Here is an 18,557-nt window from a genome sequence, read left to right as displayed (position 1 = left end):
CTTTGCGATGAACTGGATAGTCCGCCGTTACTGGTATTACAAACTTAAAGGCTCGCCTTATCAGCCTCTATTTGCCTCTGTTAAAAAAGACGAATATGTTTCGCTCGATTGTGAAACAACCAGTTTGGATCCTAATCGTGCAGAACTAGTAACGATTGCCGCGACCAAAATCATCGATAACCGAATCATCACCAGCAAACCATTTGAGGTGCGACTGCGTGCTCCTCAGTCCCTTGATTCTGGCTCAGTCAAAATCCACAAGATACGCCACCAAGATCTCGCTGATGGTATCGATGAAAAACAAGCCCTTATTCAACTGTTAGATTTTATTGGCAATCGACCTCTGGTTGGCTATCACATTCGTTACGATAAGAAAATACTCGATTTAGCCTGTCTTAAACAGCTAGGATTTCCATTGCCAAATCCGTTGATCGAAGTCAGCCAGATTTATCACGATAAGTTAGAAAAACATTTACCCAACGCGTATTTTGATCTCAGTCTCGACGCGATCTGCCGCCATTTAGATCTGCCAATCCAAGATAAGCACGACGCACTTCAAGATGCCATTTCTGCTGCCTTGGTCTTCGTTCGCCTGACAAAAGGTGATCTGCCTAGTCTTAGCCTCCCCTACAGAAGCGAGTAAAAAGGCCAATTTAAATCCCAATTTCAAACATAGATCGCTAATTTTTAAGCAGAATTCTTCCTATCATCCTAAAGTCTAATTGTCGAATCTACTCCTGTGATTAAAAGTTATAGGCATAAGGATTTTACAACGTCGAGGTCAGGTGACCTTCTCGTTTTAAACGGACAATTGCTCGATTCACACTGAATTAAGCAACAAGGAGACAAGCAATGAGTGAAGCCCATATTTATCCGGTAAAAGAGAACATCAAGAAAAACACACACGCGGATAACGATACTTACCAAGCCATGTACCAGCAATCTGTCACAGACCCTGTTGGCTTCTGGAGTGAGCACGGCAAAATTGTCGACTGGATCAAGCCATTCACTCAGGTTAAAAATACCTCTTTCGACACAGGCCACGTAGACATTCGTTGGTTCGAAGATGGCACGCTTAACGTATCCGCTAACTGTATTGACCGTCACCTAGCTGAGCGTGGCGATGATATTGCCATCATCTGGGAAGGCGACGATCCAAACGATGACAAAACACTCACGTTCAAAGAACTACACAAAGAAGTCTGTGAGTTCGCAAATGCACTTAAAGAACAGGGCGTACGCAAAGGCGATGTTGTCTGTCTTTACATGCCAATGGTCACTGAAGCGGCCGTTGCCATGCTTGCTTGTACTCGTATCGGTGCCGTACACACTGTGGTATTTGGTGGTTTCTCTCCTGAAGCACTTTCAGGCCGTATTATCGACTCTGATGCTAAAGTCGTTATCACCGCTGACGAAGGCGTACGTGGTGGTCGCGCAGTACCACTGAAGAAAAATGTCGATGAAGCACTCACCAACCCAGAGGTGAAAACCATCGAAAAAGTCATCGTTATGAAGCGTACGGGCGGTGACATTGACTGGCACGAGCATCGCGATGTTTGGTGGCATGAAGCAACAGCAAGCGTCTCGTCTAACTGCCCACCTGAAGAGATGAAAGCAGAAGATCCACTGTTTATCCTCTACACGTCCGGCTCAACAGGTAAGCCAAAAGGTGTACTACACACAACGGGTGGTTACCTAGTGTATGCCGCAATGACGTTCAAATACGTCTTTGATTACCAACCAGGCGAAACTTTCTGGTGTACAGCGGATGTGGGCTGGATCACTGGTCATACTTACCTCATCTACGGCCCGCTAGCAAACGGGGCAAAAACCATTCTGTTCGAAGGTGTACCAAACTATCCTAACACCAACCGAATGAGCCAAGTAGTTGATAAACATCAAGTCAACATTCTGTACACTGCGCCAACAGCCATTCGTGCATTAATGGCGAAAGGCAACGAAGCGGTAGAAGGTACGTCTCGTAGCAGCCTTCGTATCATGGGCTCTGTGGGAGAACCTATTAACCCTGAAGCTTGGGAGTGGTACTACAAAACCATCGGTAATGAGAACTCACCAATCGTTGATACTTGGTGGCAAACAGAAACTGGCGGTATCTTAATCGCTCCACTACCAGGGGCAACAGACCTAAAACCTGGCTCAGCGACCCGTCCGTTCTTTGGTGTGCAGCCTGCCCTAGTCGATAACATGGGTAACATCATCGAAGGCGCGACTGACGGTAACCTAGTCATTCTTGATTCATGGCCAGGTCAAATGCGTACCGTTTACGGCGACCACGAACGCTTTGAACAAACTTACTTCTCTACCTTTAAAGGTATGTACTTCACTAGTGACGGTGCTCGTCGTGATGAAGACGGTTACTACTGGATCACAGGTCGTGTTGATGACGTACTAAACGTGTCAGGTCACCGTATGGGTACTGCTGAGATTGAATCAGCGCTTGTTGCTCACCACAAGATTGCGGAAGCCGCAATTGTTGGTATCCCACACGATATCAAAGGTCAGGCAATTTACGCTTACATCACCCTAAATGACGGTGAATTCCCAAGTGCAGAACTGCATGCTGAAGTGAAAAACTGGGTACGTAAAGAGATTGGTCCAATCGCGACTCCAGATGTACTGCACTGGACAGACTCTCTGCCGAAGACTCGTTCAGGTAAGATCATGCGTCGAATTCTGCGTAAGATTGCAACCGGTGATACCAGCAACCTAGGTGATACATCAACATTGGCCGATCCTAGTGTGGTTGAGAAGCTCATTGCAGAAAAAGCAGAACTCGCGTAATTCCCCCTCCTCCTATACAACAAAACCGTCACATCGTGGCGGTTTTGTTGTTTCTAAGCCTGTCAAAACGAGCGTTTCACTGACTCAACCGAATTAAAAATGTTACCTCGGTTACAAAAAACGACGTCCAAGGTGGGAGATTAGACCAGTAAATTGCTGCGATTTGCGCTGAATTGGCTATAATCTGGGTCTATTTCAAAGATCCAGTGTTGTTTTTAACAAAATAAGCATGCTGAATCAGCGATAATATGGGAATATTCCAGTTCATATCATGAAGTAGGAAGATGGCAGCATAATGACAGCAAAATCACGCATTCTTGTCTTAAATGGTCCAAATCTAAACCTGTTAGGTCTACGCGAGCCCGCTCATTACGGCTCTCAAAGCCTACCACAGATTGTCGATACGTTAACCAAACAAGCTCACGAAGCCGGCGTTGAACTTCAACACCTCCAGTCAAACCGTGAATATGAGCTAATTGAAGCCATTCATGCTGCATACAATAACGTCGACTTTATTATCATCAACCCAGCCGCCTTCACTCACACTAGTGTGGCGCTGCGTGATGCACTGCTCGGCGTGGCTATCCCATTTATCGAAGTGCATTTATCAAATGTACATGCACGTGAGCCATTCCGTCACCACTCTTATCTTTCTGATAAGGCAGAAGGTGTCATTTGCGGCTTAGGCGCACAAGGTTACCAATTCGCTCTGTCTGCTGCTATTAATAAATTGCAGGCAAAGTAACTCAGTTACTATCAAAGTAAATAAACACTCTGCAGCTCAATATGAGCTGTCTTATTCACAAGATAAAAGAGAAAGAAAAGATGGATATCCGTAAAATCAAGAAGCTTATCGAGTTAGTAGAAGAGTCTGGCATTGCTGAGCTAGAAATCTCTGAAGGTGAAGAGTCGGTACGCATCAGCCGTAACGGCACTGCAATGCCTGCACCGATTCACTATGCAGCAGCGCCTGCTCCTGTAGCGGCAGCCGCACCTGCAGCGGCGGCTCCTGCGCCAGCAGCAACTGAAGCAGCAGCACCTGCAGTACCAGCGGGTCACCAAGTTCTTTCTCCAATGGTAGGTACGTTCTACCGTTCTCCAAGCCCAGACGCGAAATCATTCGTAGAAGTTGGTCAAACTGTTAATGCTGGCGACACTCTATGTATCGTTGAAGCGATGAAGATGATGAACCAAATCGAAGCTGACAAGTCTGGTGTTGTTACCGCTATCCTAGTTGAAGACGGCCAGCCAGTTGAATTCGACCAACCACTTGTTGTTATCGAATAATAGAGGCTCTCTCTTATGCTAGATAAATTAGTCATCGCGAACCGAGGAGAGATTGCTCTTCGAATCCTTCGTGCATGTAAAGAACTAGGTATTAAAACGGTTGCTGTACACTCAACAGCTGACCGTGACCTAAAGCACGTACTGCTTGCAGATGAATCGATTTGTATCGGTCCTGCTCGTGGTATCGACAGCTACCTAAACATTCCTCGCATCATCTCTGCGGCTGAAGTAACAGGTGCAGTTGCGATTCACCCAGGCTACGGTTTCCTATCTGAGAACGCAGACTTCGCAGAACAAGTAGAACGCAGCGGTTTTATTTTTGTTGGTCCTAAAGCAGATACTATTCGCATGATGGGTGACAAGGTTTCTGCTATCACTGCAATGAAAAAAGCGGGCGTACCTTGTGTACCAGGTTCTGACGGTCCACTGGACGACGACGAAGCCAAAAACAAAGCGCACGCTAAGCGAATTGGTTACCCAGTGATCATCAAAGCTTCTGGTGGCGGCGGTGGTCGTGGTATGCGTGTTGTACGCTCAGAAGGCGAGTTGGTTGAAGCTATCGCTATGACTCGCGCAGAAGCAAAAGCAGCCTTTAACAATGACATGGTTTACATGGAGAAATTCCTAGAGAACCCTCGTCACGTTGAAGTTCAGGTTATTGCTGATGGTCAAGGCGGTGCGATCCACCTAGGTGAACGTGACTGTTCGATGCAGCGTCGTCACCAGAAGGTTGTGGAAGAAGCTCCAGCACCAGGTATCACTGAAGAGATGCGTAAATACATCGGTGAACGTTGTACACGTGCATGTCTAGAAATCGGTTACCGCGGCGCGGGTACGTTTGAGTTCCTGTACGAAAACGGCGAATTCTACTTCATCGAAATGAACACTCGTATTCAGGTAGAGCACCCAGTAACTGAAATGGTCACTGGCGTTGACCTAATCAAAGAGCAGCTTCGTGTTGCTGCGGGCCAACCTCTGTCGTTCACTCAGGATGATATCAAGATCCGTGGCCACGCCATTGAGTGTCGTATCAACGCAGAAGACCCAGTGCGCTTCCTACCTTCACCAGGTAAGATCGAACGCTTCCATGCTCCTGGCGGTATGGGTGTTCGTTGGGAATCACACATCTACACTGGCTACACGGTACCACCTCATTACGATTCAATGATCGGTAAACTGATCACATTCGGTGAGAACCGCGACGTAGCCATCGCTCGCATGAAGAACGCGTTAGGCGAGATGATCGTTGAAGGCATCAAAACTAACATCACGCTTCAAGAAAGCATTATGAATGATGAAAACTTCCAACATGGTGGTGCCAACATTCATTACCTAGAGAAGAAGCTGGGGCTACAGTAAGCTACGAGCTACGAGCTACGAGCTACGAGCTACGAGCTACGAGCTACGAGCTACGAGAATACATTGTCTCTCGCAACTAGCAACTAGCAACTAGCAACTAGCAACTAGCAACTATTTTAAAAATGCTCACTTCGGTGAGCATTTTTTGTTTACGTCTATAATCTCAGCAGATATCTGCTAAACTCTGCGCAAATTTTACTTTTAAGAGCACATACCCATGCCTTGGATTCAAATTAAACTCAACGCGACCAATGAAAACGCCGAACAAATCGGTGACATGCTAATGGAAGAGACTGGAGCCCTGTCTGTCACGTTTTTAGACGCTCACGATACGCCTGTATTTGAGCCTCTTCCGGGTGAAACGCGCCTTTGGGGTGATACTGATATCCTCGCACTGTATGACGCAGAAGCAGACAGCAACTTTATTATTGAGCAAATAAAGCTAAGCAATTTACTTGCTGAAGGCTTTGCCTACAAAGTAGAACAGCTCGAAGATAAAGACTGGGAACGCGAATGGATGGATAACTTCCACCCGATGAAGTTTGGCGAGCGCTTATGGATCTGTCCAAGCTGGCGTGATATCCCAGAGCCTGACGCAGTCAATGTACTGCTCGATCCTGGCCTAGCATTTGGTACGGGGACTCACCCAACGACGGCTCTTTGTCTCGAGTGGCTTGAAGGGCTAGATTTAAGCGGTAAAACAGTCATCGATTTTGGTTGTGGCTCTGGCATTCTTGCGATCGCTGCGATCAAGCTTGGTGCAGAAAAAGTTATCGGGATCGACATTGACCCTCAAGCTCTACAAGCATCAAAAGATAACGCGGAGCGAAATGGTGTTGCTGAACAACTTGAAGTCTTCCTGCCTCAAGATCAGCCTGACGGTCTGATCGCGGATGTCGTTGTTGCGAACATTTTGGCCGCTCCTCTACGTGAACTGTCACCAATTATTAAGTCATTAGTGAAACCAAATGGTCATCTTGCGATGTCTGGTGTGCTGGATACGCAAGCTGAAGATGTTGCGAATTATTACCGTGATGAGCTTCACATTGATCCTATCAAAGAGCAAAGTGAATGGTGTCGCATCTCTGGTCGAAAGCAAGGCTAGACAAGACTTTGCAAGCTAATTGACTGATTTTTGGGCATTTTACTAAAACAAATTGTAAATGCTCAAATATTAGTCTTTTCACAGCGCTAAAAAATGCGTAAAATGCGCGCCCTGCTATAGGTTTGTTGACCATTAAACTGTGAAGACGTTTTGAAAATCGGAAACTACCAACTTAAGAACAATCTCATCGTTGCCCCAATGGCTGGCGTGACAGATAGACCATTCCGTGAGTTGTGTCTCCGCTATGGTGCGGGAATGGCCGTCAGTGAAATGATGTCGTCAAATCCTAAACTTTGGAAAACGTCTAAGTCCAAGCAACGCATGGTACACGAAGGCGAATCGGGCATTCGCTCTGTACAAATTGCCGGAGCCGATCCACAGCTTATGGCCGACGCTGCTCAGTTTAGTGTTGAGAACGGTGCACAGATCATCGATATCAACATGGGCTGCCCAGCAAAAAAAGTGAATAAAAAGCTCGCTGGCTCTGCATTACTCCAGTACCCAGATATCATCGAAGATATTCTGAAAGCTGTTGTTAATTCAGTCGATGTCCCTGTGACATTGAAAACCCGCACGGGCTGGGATACAGACAACAAAAACTGTGTCCAAATCGCTAAATTAGCCGAAGACTGCGGCATACAAGCTTTAGCCCTTCACGGGCGCACCAAAGCATGCATGTACAGAGGTGAGGCCGAGTATGACAGCATTAAAGCGGTAAAACAGGCGATCTCTATTCCGGTTATTGCTAACGGTGATATCGATAGCCCAGAGAAAGCTAAGTATGTACTGGAGTACACCGGTGCAGACGCTTTAATGATTGGACGCCCAGCCCAAGGTCGTCCGTGGATTTTTCAGGAAATCCAACACTTTTTGGAAAACGGCACCACGATGCCTGATCTCCCGATTTCGGAAGTGAAAGACATCCTGCTTGGTCATGTCAATGCTCTACATAGTTTCTATGGTGAGTATTTAGGTCCACGTATCGCGCGTAAGCACGTTGGCTGGTATCTAAAAGAGCATGAACAGGCAAGTGAGTTTCGCCGTACCTTCAATGCTATCGATGTAGCAGAGCTACAGCTTGAAGCATTAGAAGAGTATTTTGATAAAGCCTAAATAATTGAAGCTAAGGCTTCAGTTATAACGGGTTAACGTTGCATCATAATTAAGAGAAGAGCTAGACCGAATATGTTCGAACAAAATCTGACTTCAGAAGCATTAACAGTAACTACAGTAACGTCACAAGACCAGATCACTCAGAAGCCTTTACGTGACTCTGTTAAAGCGTCTCTTAAAAACTACTTGGCTCAATTAAACGGTCAAGAAGTCACAGAACTATACGAATTAGTTCTAGCTGAAGTTGAACAGCCACTACTAGATACCATCATGCAGTACACTCGCGGTAACCAAACTCGCGCAGCAACTATGATGGGTATCAACCGCGGTACTCTTCGCAAGAAACTGAAGAAATACGGCATGAACTAATCGTTCAAACGTAACCTCTTGAAATAAAAAGCCGTGTGAGTGTCATACTCACACGGCTTTTTGTTATCTGTACCCCTAAATGTACCCCAAGGTAATTCTTAAACTCTTCTCGGTGTTATGAAACTTGTGATTACTTACAAATTTCACATCAACAAAGAGAGTAACAACAAGTGCCATAAGCCAATGATAAATAACAAGTTATTTATTGAAACATAAAAACAAAGCCGTAAGATAGAATTCATACCAAAACAAATGGAGACATCTATGGCCGAAATTGACACAAGGCAACCTTGTAAATCAACCACTTGAGTCCCCCGCTCAAATAAAGCGCCAGAGCAAAAAGGGCGCAATATGCAACAAAATACAAATAAAATTGACAGAATCATTCGTGAAACAGAAAGACTGCATCTAACTTCAATTTCACGTTCATATGCTTGGGTTCTAGAACAGAAAGGACAATTTCCTAAACGTATTAAGTTGGGTAATCGCTCTGTAGGATGGAAGCTATCGCTAATCCTAGAGTGGATCGAACGACAGGGAGAGGAGGATGAATAGATACCTTCCCTCTTCAAGCAATAAAGACATATGCAGAGTATATGCTGTGCAGGACTTGAAGATTATTAAAAAGTCATCATTGGCAGACATACTGGGTGTTAGCTTAAGTACGGTATATAGAATGATTCAAAACAACGAGCTTCCACCACCACTCCGAACGCCGAAAGGTTATATTAGGGGATGGCCTGAGTCTGTCATTGTCGAATGGCTAACTCATAGCTAGAGAGGCTCATTCTGGTCAAGGCATCGAAAGGTGCCTTATTTTTTAATACAAGCTGACTGCTTTTGCATACACTCTAGATTAACTACATACCCTAATAAAAAAAACATAGGACTATTCGAATACCAAGGTGAGCAGCAGCCGATCTTTTTATATCCTAAAGGAGTGTTCACTCGTGCCTTGGATTCTACCTATCAGCAGCTAGACGCCATAATAACTCACTACTCAAAAGTAGTGGTTGTCCTGATTCAATTGCACCAATCACAATACACTCTAGACAAAAAGCCCCTGTCGCGCTTCTTCAAACTTTTCCTAGCCGCGGTGAAAGAACAATATTCAAGTACCAACAACCCTGCCAATTCAAAAATCGCCTATGCTTGGGCCAGAGAAGAGAGCGAAGAAAGGACAAATCAGCACTACCATATTGCTATCATGCTCAATGGTTCTACATGCAAGAGTAGTTACCACATCAACGAACTAGCAAAACAGATCTGGCGAAAGATGGATACAAATAATCGAGTCTGGGTTCCCCAAAGAAACACTTACCATATATGTCGAAATCAAGGACAATCTGCAACCCGCAGTGACTTGCGAGCCGCTCGAATGCGCATGAGTTATGCTGCGAAAAGAAGAACAAAAGAGCTTGTGCCAGCAAAGACGAGAAAATTTGGTTTCTCTCACTTGTCTCCAAAATAACAACATTGCGCAGTACGATCCATGTTACTGCGCAGACTAGAGATCTTCATCGGCCACAAAACTGCGCACCGATCCGATTGGAATTCAAACCTAGAGACAAAAACACTCGATTGTTCAACGTATTCTTACGCACCCGATTTAATCGTGCACTCATCTCAAATTGCGCATCCACTCCGCCAAGGGGGAAACGATCTCTGCTAGTTATTGCGCAATTTCTGGTACAATCAGACGCATAAACTCTTTGTAAATTAGCAGTACCCATGGTCGAACAACATCAGCAAGCATTGAAAAAGCAACTTTGGAACATCGCGAATACGCTACGTGGCAACATGGCCGCCGACGACTTCCGCGACTACATCTTAGGGCTCATTTTCTACAAGTACCTCTCCGATAACCTCAATCAATATGCTAACGCCCTGCTCTCAGAAGATGGCATTAAGTTCACCGATATTGATGAGAAGAGTGATGAAGGGAAAGAGATCTTAGAAGCGATTCGTGAAGAGGCGATCGATAAGCTCGGTTACTTTTTCGCACCTTCTGAGTTATTCCATGTGATTGCACAGGCTGGCGAAAATGGCGAGTTTATTCTCGATGATGTACGCGACGTGCTTAACGATATCGAACAAAGCACCATGGGCGCCGACAGCGCCGAAGACTTCAACGGCCTGTTTGATGAACTCGACCTACAATCAAACAAGCTCGGTAAAACACCGGACGCACGCAACAAGCTGATTGCGCAAGTGCTAGTCCACCTAGACAACATTGATTTTCACCTACAAGACAGCGAAATCGACATTCTGGGCGATGCTTATGAGTACTTGATTGGCATGTTTGCTAGTGGTGCGGGTAAAAAGGCGGGGGAATTCTACACCCCGCAAATGGTGTCTAAACTGTTAGCGAAGTTGGTGACACTCGATAACCCTGCGGTTAAGTCTGTCTACGACCCGACTTGTGGCTCAGGCTCATTGCTGCTGCGCGTGGCAAAAGAAGCGCAGAACCAAGACATCAAATACTACGGCCAAGAGCGCAACCCAAGCACCTATAACTTAGCTCGCATGAATATGATTATGCATGGCGTGCATTACAAACGTTTCGATATTCAAAACGACGATACGCTAGAAACGCCGATGCACTTTGACGAGCGCTTTGATGCGGTAGTCGCCAACCCGCCCTTCTCGGCTCAATGGTCAGCCAGCCCGCTGCACCTCAACAACGACCGCTTTGCCGACTACGGCAAGCTCGCGCCAAAATCCAAAGCGGATTTTGCCTTTGTTCAACACATGATCCACCAGCTTAATGACACGGGCACCATGGCGGTCGTGCTGCCGCACGGGGTGCTATTTCGTGGTGCGGCCGAAGGGCATATTCGCCAGCATCTACTCAAAGAGAAAAACTACCTTGATATGGTAATCGGCCTGCCTGCCAATATCTTCTTTGGTACTTCTATCCCAACCTGCGTATTGGTGTTTAAGAAATATCGCCAAGCCGATGACAACGTGCTGTTTATTGATGCTAGCCAGTATTTTGAGAAAGGCACCAACAACAACTATATGCGTGAAGAAGATTTACAACGCATTCTCGATGCCGTAGCAAAGCGTGAGAACATCGATAAATTTGCCTTTGTAGCCACCCAAGCTGACTTAGCCGAAAACGACTACAACCTCAATATCCCTCGCTATGTGGATACTTTTGAAGAAGAAGAGCCTGTGGACTTATCTGCCGTTGCTAAACGGCTAGTGGATAACGATAAAGCCATGCTAGAGACCGATAAAACCATTGCTGATTTTTGTGCTGAGTTGGCGATTGATGCGCCGTTTGAGGTGAAAGGATGAGGAAAAATACTAAGCCTCAGTTGCGCTTCCCTCTATATGATTCAAACTGGACAATAAGAAAGCTAAAAGATGTCGCTCCCTTGCAAAGAGGATTTGACCTACCCACAACCAACGTAATAGAAGGTAAATACCCCGTCGTTTATTCAAATGGGATAGGACGATACCATAACGAGTTCAAGGCTAAAGCTCCCGGAATTGTAACAGGTCGCTCAGGAACTATTGGTGCGCTAACTTATGTCGAGAACGACTATTGGCCTCACAACACCTCCTTGTGGGTCACTGATTTTATAGACTGTACTCCAAAGTTTGTATTTTACTTGTACCAAAAAATTGGCCTTAAGCGGTTTGCAACTGGTTCTGGAGTTCCTACGCTAAATAGAAATGATGTGCATGACTTTCGTGCAAATATTCCCGAACTTAATGAACAACAAAAAATCGCGGACTTCCTCACTTCAGTGGACACTAAAATCAGCCAACTAACCGAAAAGCACCGCCTACTTAAAGCGTACAAAAAAGGCGTGATACAGCAGATTTTTAGCCAGCAGATCCGATTTAAGGATGAGGATGGTAAGGCGTTTCCTGATTGGAAAACAGAAGCCATCGGTAAGTACTTAGAACCCTATAAAGAGCTGGTGCCAGCTAGTACAGATTTGCCGATTTTAACGTCTTCACGAACGGGGCTTTATTTACAAGAGCGCTCTGTCATCAATGATGGCGACTATGGCGTTGTTCCTCTGGGCTACTTTACCTATCGTCATATGAGCGATGATTTAATTTTCAAGTTCAATGTAAATAGAGATTATACTCGTGGAGCAATTAGTAAAGAGTATCCTGTATTTAAAACCGTCGGCATGGACACTTACTTTCTTGAGACAAAACTCAATGAGGGGCATGAGTTTAAGCGCTTTGCCATTCAACAAAAGCAAGGTGGTACAAGAACTCGACTGTACTTTAAGAACTTAAAAGAACTTAAGTTGGCATTACCATGTTTGGCTGAACAGCAAAAAATCGCTCAGTTCCTACAGTCCATCGACCAAAAAATCGATGCGGTCGCAGAGCAAATCGAGCAAACTAAGCAGTTTAAAAAAGGCTTACTTCAACAGATGTTTGTGTGAGGAAGCATGGCAGAGTTAACCCTAAATAGCCTCGAAGATATTCAAGCCCTGCAAGAGAGCGCCGAAGTGGAGTGCAAACTCGCGGGTGGTCGAGATGGCAAAGGTGCAGTTCCTAACGATATGTGGGAAACCTACAGCGCGTTTGCTAACACCTGTGGTGGAGTCATTCTGCTGGGTATTAAAGAAAAACGCGGTCAGTTTACCCTAGAAGGCATCGCCAACCCTGCCCCATTGGTTAAGAACATCGTCGATACAGCCAACAACTCCAACAAGGTAAGCTGCAATTTGCTCAGTGAGCGAGACGTGCGCATTGAGGTTATCGAAGGAAAGTCACTTATTCGTATCGATGTACCGAGAGCGCCGCGCAAACAGCGCCCAATTTATATCAATGGTAACCCTCTTACAGGTAGCTTTGTTCGCCGTTACGAAGCTGACCAGAAATGCTCTGCCGATAGCGTCAAACAGATGATGGCAGAGCAAGAGAATGAGCGTGACCAACGCATTTTAGAGCACTTTACCCTTGATGATATTGAGCCAGAAAGCCTGCGCGTTTATCGTCAAATGTTTAAAGACGCTAAACCTCAGCACCCATTTTTAGAACACTCTGATCAAGAGTTTCTACGCTCGATTCGTGCTTGGCGACGAGATCGCGCATCAGGCCTTGAAGGGTTAACGCTAGCAGGGCTAGTGATGTTTGGCCGCTGGGATGCGCTGCAAGATGCTTTTCCGGCTTACTCTCTCGACTACCAAGAGAAGGACGACAGCTCGCACCGCTGGATAGACCGTATCTACACCGATGGTTCGTGGTCTGGCAACGCCTTTGATTTCTACCGCAAGGTCTATCGTAAGCTCACCGCAGACTTAAAAGTGAGCTTTCACTTGAATGATGGCCAACGCCTCGACACCTCTCCGGCACATGAAGCCATTCGAGAAGCTTTGGTCAACACACTCGCTCATGCTGACTTTGATTCAGAAGACAATATCTTAATTGAGAAGCATCCCGATTTTATTGGCTTTCGTAATCCTGGATTAATGCGCATTCCAGTACTGGAAGCCATTGCTGGTGGCAACAGCCAGTGCCGCAACCCCGCTATTCATCAAATGTTCTTAAACATTGGTCTGAGTGAAAAAGCAGGCTCCGGCATTCCTAAAATATACAGCAACTGCCGCAGCCAAAACTGGCAACCGCCGCACCTCTATGAAAAGCACGAACTCGGTCAAACGTTGCTCGAACTGCGTATGGTGAATTTATTGTCACCAGAACTCCACCAGCAGCTCGTCGATCTGTTTGGTGAAAACTACAAACAGTTGAGCGAGCTGAAACGCACCATACTGGTAACGGCTGTGACTGAATCGTGGTTTAACCATGAGCGTATCTGCTCCCTCACCTCTGAGCACACCCGAGAGGTCACACTGGCGCTGAGCCAATTGGTCTCGGCAGGGTATTTAGAGTCGGCAGGCAAACACAAAGGTAAAATCTACCACCTAAAAGGGATTGAAGTGCCTACACCAGACAACGATGCAGGCAAAAGCATTAGTTTTGTCGCCTCACCGAGTACGGCGCAACTGTCTTTGTTTGAACCGGAGCCAACAACATTAGTGCCGGACCTAAAAAATGATGCGCCGGACCTAGTGCCGGACCTAGTGCCGGACCTCAAAAATGATGCGCCGGAGTCGACGAATAGCTTCACAGCAGAAGACCAGCAGCTCTGGGCAGAGTTAAGAGCTATTGCACAACCAGTGTTGCAGCAACAAGGCAGGAAACAAAAATCAGATGTAAAAGACATCATTCTAGTACTCTGCTCTCATGCAGCACCAAACTGTCTGAGGCTCACCGACCTTGCCGAACTACTTGGCATGAACACAGAAACGTTAAGGCGCCACTACCTAAGCCCTATGGTTAAAGAACAACAGCTCTACTTAGCATTTCCGACGGTGCCTAACCATCCAGAGCAAGGCTATACCACTCAAAACAACACTAAACAGGACTAAAGCAGCGCAGGAAGGCAATAACAACGATGGCTTATCAATCAGAACAACAGCTAGAAGATAATCTGATCACGCAACTCAGCATGCAAGGGTTCGAGGTTGTCGCACTCAAAGACAACGACGCCCTTGAGGCGAACCTTAAAGCGCAGTTGGAGCGCGTCAATCATTGCGTCCTCTCAGAGTCCGAGTTTCGTCAGGTGCTCGGTAAGCTAGAAAAAGGCAATATTTTCACTAAGGCCAAAACCTTGCGCGACCGGATCGCTATCACCCTCGATAATGGCGATGCGATGCATTTGACTCTGCTGTTTGATAAGCCACAAAACAACCGCTTCCAGATTGCACAGCAAATTACCGTCAAAGGCACTTATACGAATCGCTATGACGTGACGATTCTGGTCAACGGCCTGCCACTGGTCCAGTTAGAACTAAAACGCCGAGGCATTGAGCTCAAAGAGGCCTTCAATCAAATTAAACGCTATCAAAAGCACTCTTACCATGCCAACCATCGCTTGTTTAACTACATACAGCTGTTTGTGGTGTCCAATGGAGTCAATACCCAGTACTTTGCCAATAATAGTGAACTCTCTGCTAAACAGACCTTTGACTGGACCGATATCGATAACAATCGCATCAGCAAACTTCATGAATTTGCCGAGACATTTTTAACCCCTCAGCACCTCACTGTGATGCTCAACCAATATATCGTGCTCAACGAAACAATGAAGTGCCTGATGGTGTTACGCCCTTATCAGTTTTATGCGGTAGAAGCGATCATCAATCAGGTAAAAACTTCGTCAGACAACGGCTATATTTGGCATACCACGGGCTCAGGCAAAACCCTCACCTCGTTTAAAGCGGCTCAATTGATGACAGCCTTAAACGAGGTAGACAAAGTGATATTTGTCGTCGATAGAAAGGATCTCGACTACCAAACGGCCGAGGAGTTTAATGCTTTCTCTAAAGGCTGTGTGGATACCACCAGCAACACCCGCATTCTGTATCATCAGTTGTTAGACAAGCCAATCAAGGGCAAAGACATAAACGAAAAACGCAATAGCAAGCTGGTGGTCACTACCCTACAAAAACTCAATAATATTGTGACCAAACAGCGCTACCTGCGTGAGATGGAGGCCTTGAGAGATAAGCGTATCGTCTTTATCTTTGACGAGTGCCACCGCAGTCAGTTCGGCGATACCCATCAAAACATTGTCAAATTCTTCAACAATGCGCAGCTATTTGGCTTTACGGGCACACCAATTTTTGTCGAAAATGCCGTCGCCAAGAACTCGGTCAAAAAGACCACTCAAGACCTGTTTGGCAAGCGCCTGCACGCCTATGTCATTGTCGATGCAATTCGTGATCAGAACGTACTTAAATTTGCGATTGAATACGTTGGACGCTATCAATACAAAGATGGCTCAAACAACAACCTCGATATTGAGGTTGAAGATATCGATACCAAGGAGCTACTCACTTCTCCTGCCCGACTCGAAAAAATCACCGACTACATCCTTGCACACCACAAGCGTAAAACCCACAGTGGCGACTACAACGCGATATTCTGTGTCTCGGGCGTACCTGAGTTAATCCAATATTATGAGTTGTTTGCCAAGAAAAAGAGCGAGGGCAAACACAACCTTAAAATCGCGACCATTTTCAGCTTTGAAGCGAACGAAGAAGAAGAGTTTGAACTAGGCGTTAGCGACGATAAACAGGTCAAGGAGATTGCCGCGAAATACCTCAGCCAAGGCGAAAACATTAAACTCCATAGCCGCGAAAAGCTCGAAGGGTTCATTGCCGATTACAACAAGATGTTTGGCTCAAGCTACAGCACCAAAGACAGTGACTCCTTTTACGACTACTACAAGAACATATCTAAACGAGTGAAAGCCAAAGAAGTCGATATTTTGCTGGTGGTGAATATGTTCTTAACTGGATTCGATGCGAAAACATTGAACACCATTTATGTCGACAAGAACCTCAAACATCACGGCCTAATACAAGCTTTTTCACGCACTAACCGTATTCTGGACGAGAAGAAGTCGCATGGTAATGTCATCTGCTTTAGGAACTTGAAAAAAGCTGCAGATGAAGCGTTCACCCTGTTTTCCAACAAACAACCCAAAGAACTGGTTGAGCTGCCTCCTTATGACCAACTGCTCGCTGATTTCAACAAAGCTTGTGAAGCATTAAAAACAATAACACCGAACGTGGATGCCGTTGATCTACTGCCAGATGAGGATGCGCAAAAGCTATTCGTCCTTCAGTTCCGTAAACTGATGCAACTCAAGAACATGCTAAGTAACTATGCTGACTTTGAGATGTCGAACACCGACATAGAAGAGCAGGAGTACCAAGACTTCACCAGTAAGTACGCCGATCTCAGCCGACAGATTCGTGAATCCACCAGCAAGGAAAAGGTATCTATTCTGGAAGACGTTGATTTTGAGCTAGAGCTGCTGCACCGAGATGAAGTCAATGTCGCCTATATACTGCATTTACTGCGCGAGTTACACCAAGAGCAGAGCGGTGAGAGTCAGGAGAAGAAACGACAAGTTATCGCTAACCTGATCAATTCAGACCCAACATTGATGAGCAAGAAAGAACTCATCGAGAAATTCATGAATGAGCACCTCGACGGCATACCTGCGCATGCTGATGTCGACGAAGAATTTGAGTACTTTTGGGAACGAGAGAAGCGCCAAGCACTTGAGCAATTGGCAGAAGAAGAAAAGCTCAACACCGACAAGCTACAAATTTTAGTTAACCGCTATGAGCTTAGCGAGGAAATGCCGCTACGCGAAGACTTTGCAGAGGCTTTAGAAACTAAGCCAACCATTCTACAACGCAAGAAAATTGTAGGCCGCCTAGCGGAACGGTTTAAAGGGTTTGTAGATACGTTTATTGGTGGATTATAGTGCAAGAGATTGAGTATAAGATTGAGAATAAAAAACGTATGTATAATTTAAAATCACTACCCATAGCTATAACTATAAATATTCCATCTGTACGAGATGACTTGAACGGGGATATGAACTGATTAAACATTCGTCATTCTGTGATCTAATACGATTGCTTAGTGCAACACTCCGGATATAATGCAAGATTACGTTTTTTGTTCGGACTAAGCTACATGGCTGATATGCAAAGGGAAGAATGGCTAAGCCTGATGCTACGAGAGCTGCCAGATCGACTGCTGATCCTTGATGAGTGTGGTCGCATCTTGGAGAGTTTTGGTGGTGCGGTTCAAATTCCCCCTTACAGCACGGATAATCTAGACCTAACATTCAGCGAGATGGTACCTCCACACATTGCTGAAAACGTGAAACAGAGCTTAACGCAAACGTTTAAATCCAACCAAACGACTCAGCTTCGCTACTCGGTTACTCCATGTCAGTTACTTATGTCTTCTATTGAAGAATTGGATGCATGGCGTGGTGTCGAAGAGCGATGGTTCGAAGCCACGCTCAAGCCCATCACTCTGACAAACGGCTCCAAATACATTATGTGGCAGGAGCGAGAAACCACTCTCGCTCGTCAACAAGAACTGGAGTTAAAGAAGCTCGCTGAAACCGATGAACTCACAGGAATCTTAAATCGCCGTGCTTTTATGCTGCATTTAGAGCGAGAGTTTCATTCCCCTTCAGAGCAAGGGCTCTCTTGTTTAATGATTGATATTGACCACTTCAAAGAAATCAATGATCAAGTTGGTCACCTTTCTGGCGATGAAGTGATTACTCAAGTAGCACACATCTGCCGTGAGATGATTCGCGGTAGCGATTATATTGGTCGTTTAGGTGGAGAAGAATTTGGGGTGCTTTTAGGCCACACGAATGCGATTCAAGCTTATGACATCGCAGAGCGAATTCGCGAATCCATAGACTCCACACCTTGCCATGTTGATGGTCATATTATCTTGCCTACTGTAAGTATTGGGATTGCGGAACTCAACGCTCAAGTCTCATCCGTTCGCGAGTTGATGGTTCAGGCAGACAAGGCGATGTATTATTCAAAGCAGACTGGTCGCAACCAGGTTACTCTCTACTACGACAACTTGCCTCAAATTAAAAGCACAACCGAGCTTAAAGCGAATATCCGTCGCGCGTCTTAACGCC

15 protein-coding genes are annotated in these 18,557 nt (G+C 45.7%); all 15 read left to right on the top strand.

Going from position 1 to position 18,557, the window contains the following annotated elements:
- Positions 1–7 precede the first annotated feature (7 nt).
- The 15 genes from DA100_RS15840 (at position 8) to DA100_RS15765 (ending at position 18,553) form a co-directional block, all read left to right on the top strand.
- Positions 8–643, top strand: a complete 636-nt coding sequence (locus DA100_RS15840; protein ID WP_138973014.1) for a 3'-5' exonuclease — start codon at positions 8–10, stop codon at positions 641–643.
- A 209-nt stretch (positions 644–852) separates the two neighbouring features.
- Positions 853–2,802, top strand: coding sequence for an acetate--CoA ligase (gene acs, locus DA100_RS15835; protein ID WP_138973013.1), 1,950 nt, complete (start codon positions 853–855; stop codon positions 2,800–2,802).
- Between the two features lie 295 nt (positions 2,803–3,097).
- Positions 3,098–3,547 carry a type II 3-dehydroquinate dehydratase gene (gene aroQ / locus DA100_RS15830; protein ID WP_138973012.1) on the top strand — a complete coding sequence of 150 codons (450 nt, stop codon included), beginning with the start codon at positions 3,098–3,100 and terminating at the stop codon, positions 3,545–3,547.
- A gap of 80 nt (positions 3,548–3,627) precedes the next feature.
- Entirely contained in the window at positions 3,628–4,089 is a 462-nt protein-coding gene (gene accB / locus DA100_RS15825; protein ID WP_138973011.1) for an acetyl-CoA carboxylase biotin carboxyl carrier protein, read from the top strand.
- Positions 4,090–4,104: 15 nt separating this feature from the next.
- A complete protein-coding gene (gene accC / locus DA100_RS15820) occupies positions 4,105–5,448 on the top strand; it encodes an acetyl-CoA carboxylase biotin carboxylase subunit (RefSeq protein ID WP_138973010.1) in 1,344 nt (447 codons plus the stop codon).
- A 217-nt stretch (positions 5,449–5,665) separates the two neighbouring features.
- The gene (gene prmA, locus DA100_RS15815) at positions 5,666–6,553 is read left to right on the top strand and encodes a 50S ribosomal protein L11 methyltransferase (protein ID WP_138973009.1); all 888 of its coding nucleotides are present in this window, start codon (positions 5,666–5,668) and stop codon (positions 6,551–6,553) included.
- Between the two features lie 150 nt (positions 6,554–6,703).
- Positions 6,704–7,666: a tRNA dihydrouridine synthase DusB gene (gene dusB, locus DA100_RS15810; protein WP_138973008.1), complete on the top strand. Its 963-nt coding sequence runs from the start codon at positions 6,704–6,706 to the stop codon at positions 7,664–7,666.
- A 72-nt stretch (positions 7,667–7,738) separates the two neighbouring features.
- The gene (fis, locus tag DA100_RS15805; protein ID WP_000462885.1) at positions 7,739–8,035 is read left to right on the top strand and encodes a DNA-binding transcriptional regulator Fis; all 297 of its coding nucleotides are present in this window, start codon (positions 7,739–7,741) and stop codon (positions 8,033–8,035) included.
- 351 nt (positions 8,036–8,386) lie between these two features.
- Positions 8,387–8,590 carry an AlpA family phage regulatory protein gene (locus DA100_RS15800; protein WP_138973007.1) on the top strand — a complete coding sequence of 68 codons (204 nt, stop codon included), beginning with the start codon at positions 8,387–8,389 and terminating at the stop codon, positions 8,588–8,590.
- A 253-nt stretch (positions 8,591–8,843) separates the two neighbouring features.
- Positions 8,844–9,506, top strand: a complete 663-nt coding sequence (locus DA100_RS15790; RefSeq protein WP_138973005.1) for an inovirus-type Gp2 protein — start codon at positions 8,844–8,846, stop codon at positions 9,504–9,506.
- Between the two features lie 260 nt (positions 9,507–9,766).
- Complete coding sequence (locus DA100_RS15785) at positions 9,767–11,338, top strand: type I restriction-modification system subunit M (RefSeq protein ID WP_138973004.1); 1,572 nt, start codon at positions 9,767–9,769, stop codon at positions 11,336–11,338.
- A complete protein-coding gene (locus DA100_RS15780) occupies positions 11,335–12,453 on the top strand; it encodes a restriction endonuclease subunit S (RefSeq protein WP_138973003.1) in 1,119 nt (372 codons plus the stop codon). Before DA100_RS15785 ends, DA100_RS15780 begins: the two co-directional genes overlap by 4 nt.
- A 6-nt stretch (positions 12,454–12,459) precedes the next feature.
- Complete coding sequence (locus DA100_RS15775; RefSeq protein WP_138973002.1) at positions 12,460–14,445, top strand: RNA-binding domain-containing protein; 1,986 nt, start codon at positions 12,460–12,462, stop codon at positions 14,443–14,445.
- 26 nt (positions 14,446–14,471) lie between these two features.
- Positions 14,472–17,360: a type I restriction endonuclease subunit R gene (locus DA100_RS15770; protein WP_138973001.1), complete on the top strand. Its 2,889-nt coding sequence runs from the start codon at positions 14,472–14,474 to the stop codon at positions 17,358–17,360.
- A gap of 215 nt (positions 17,361–17,575) precedes the next feature.
- On the top strand, positions 17,576–18,553 hold the full coding sequence (locus tag DA100_RS15765) for a GGDEF domain-containing protein (RefSeq protein ID WP_138973000.1): 978 nt from the start codon (positions 17,576–17,578) through the stop codon (positions 18,551–18,553).
- The last annotated feature ends 4 nt before the right edge of the window (positions 18,554–18,557 follow it).

It is taken from the genome of Vibrio sp. Hep-1b-8, from assembly GCF_006124995.1.
GTDB lineage: Bacteria > Pseudomonadota > Gammaproteobacteria > Enterobacterales > Vibrionaceae > Vibrio.
The sequence above is the reverse complement of the archived record's forward strand: the minus strand, read 5'-3'. Positions and strand labels throughout refer to the sequence as shown.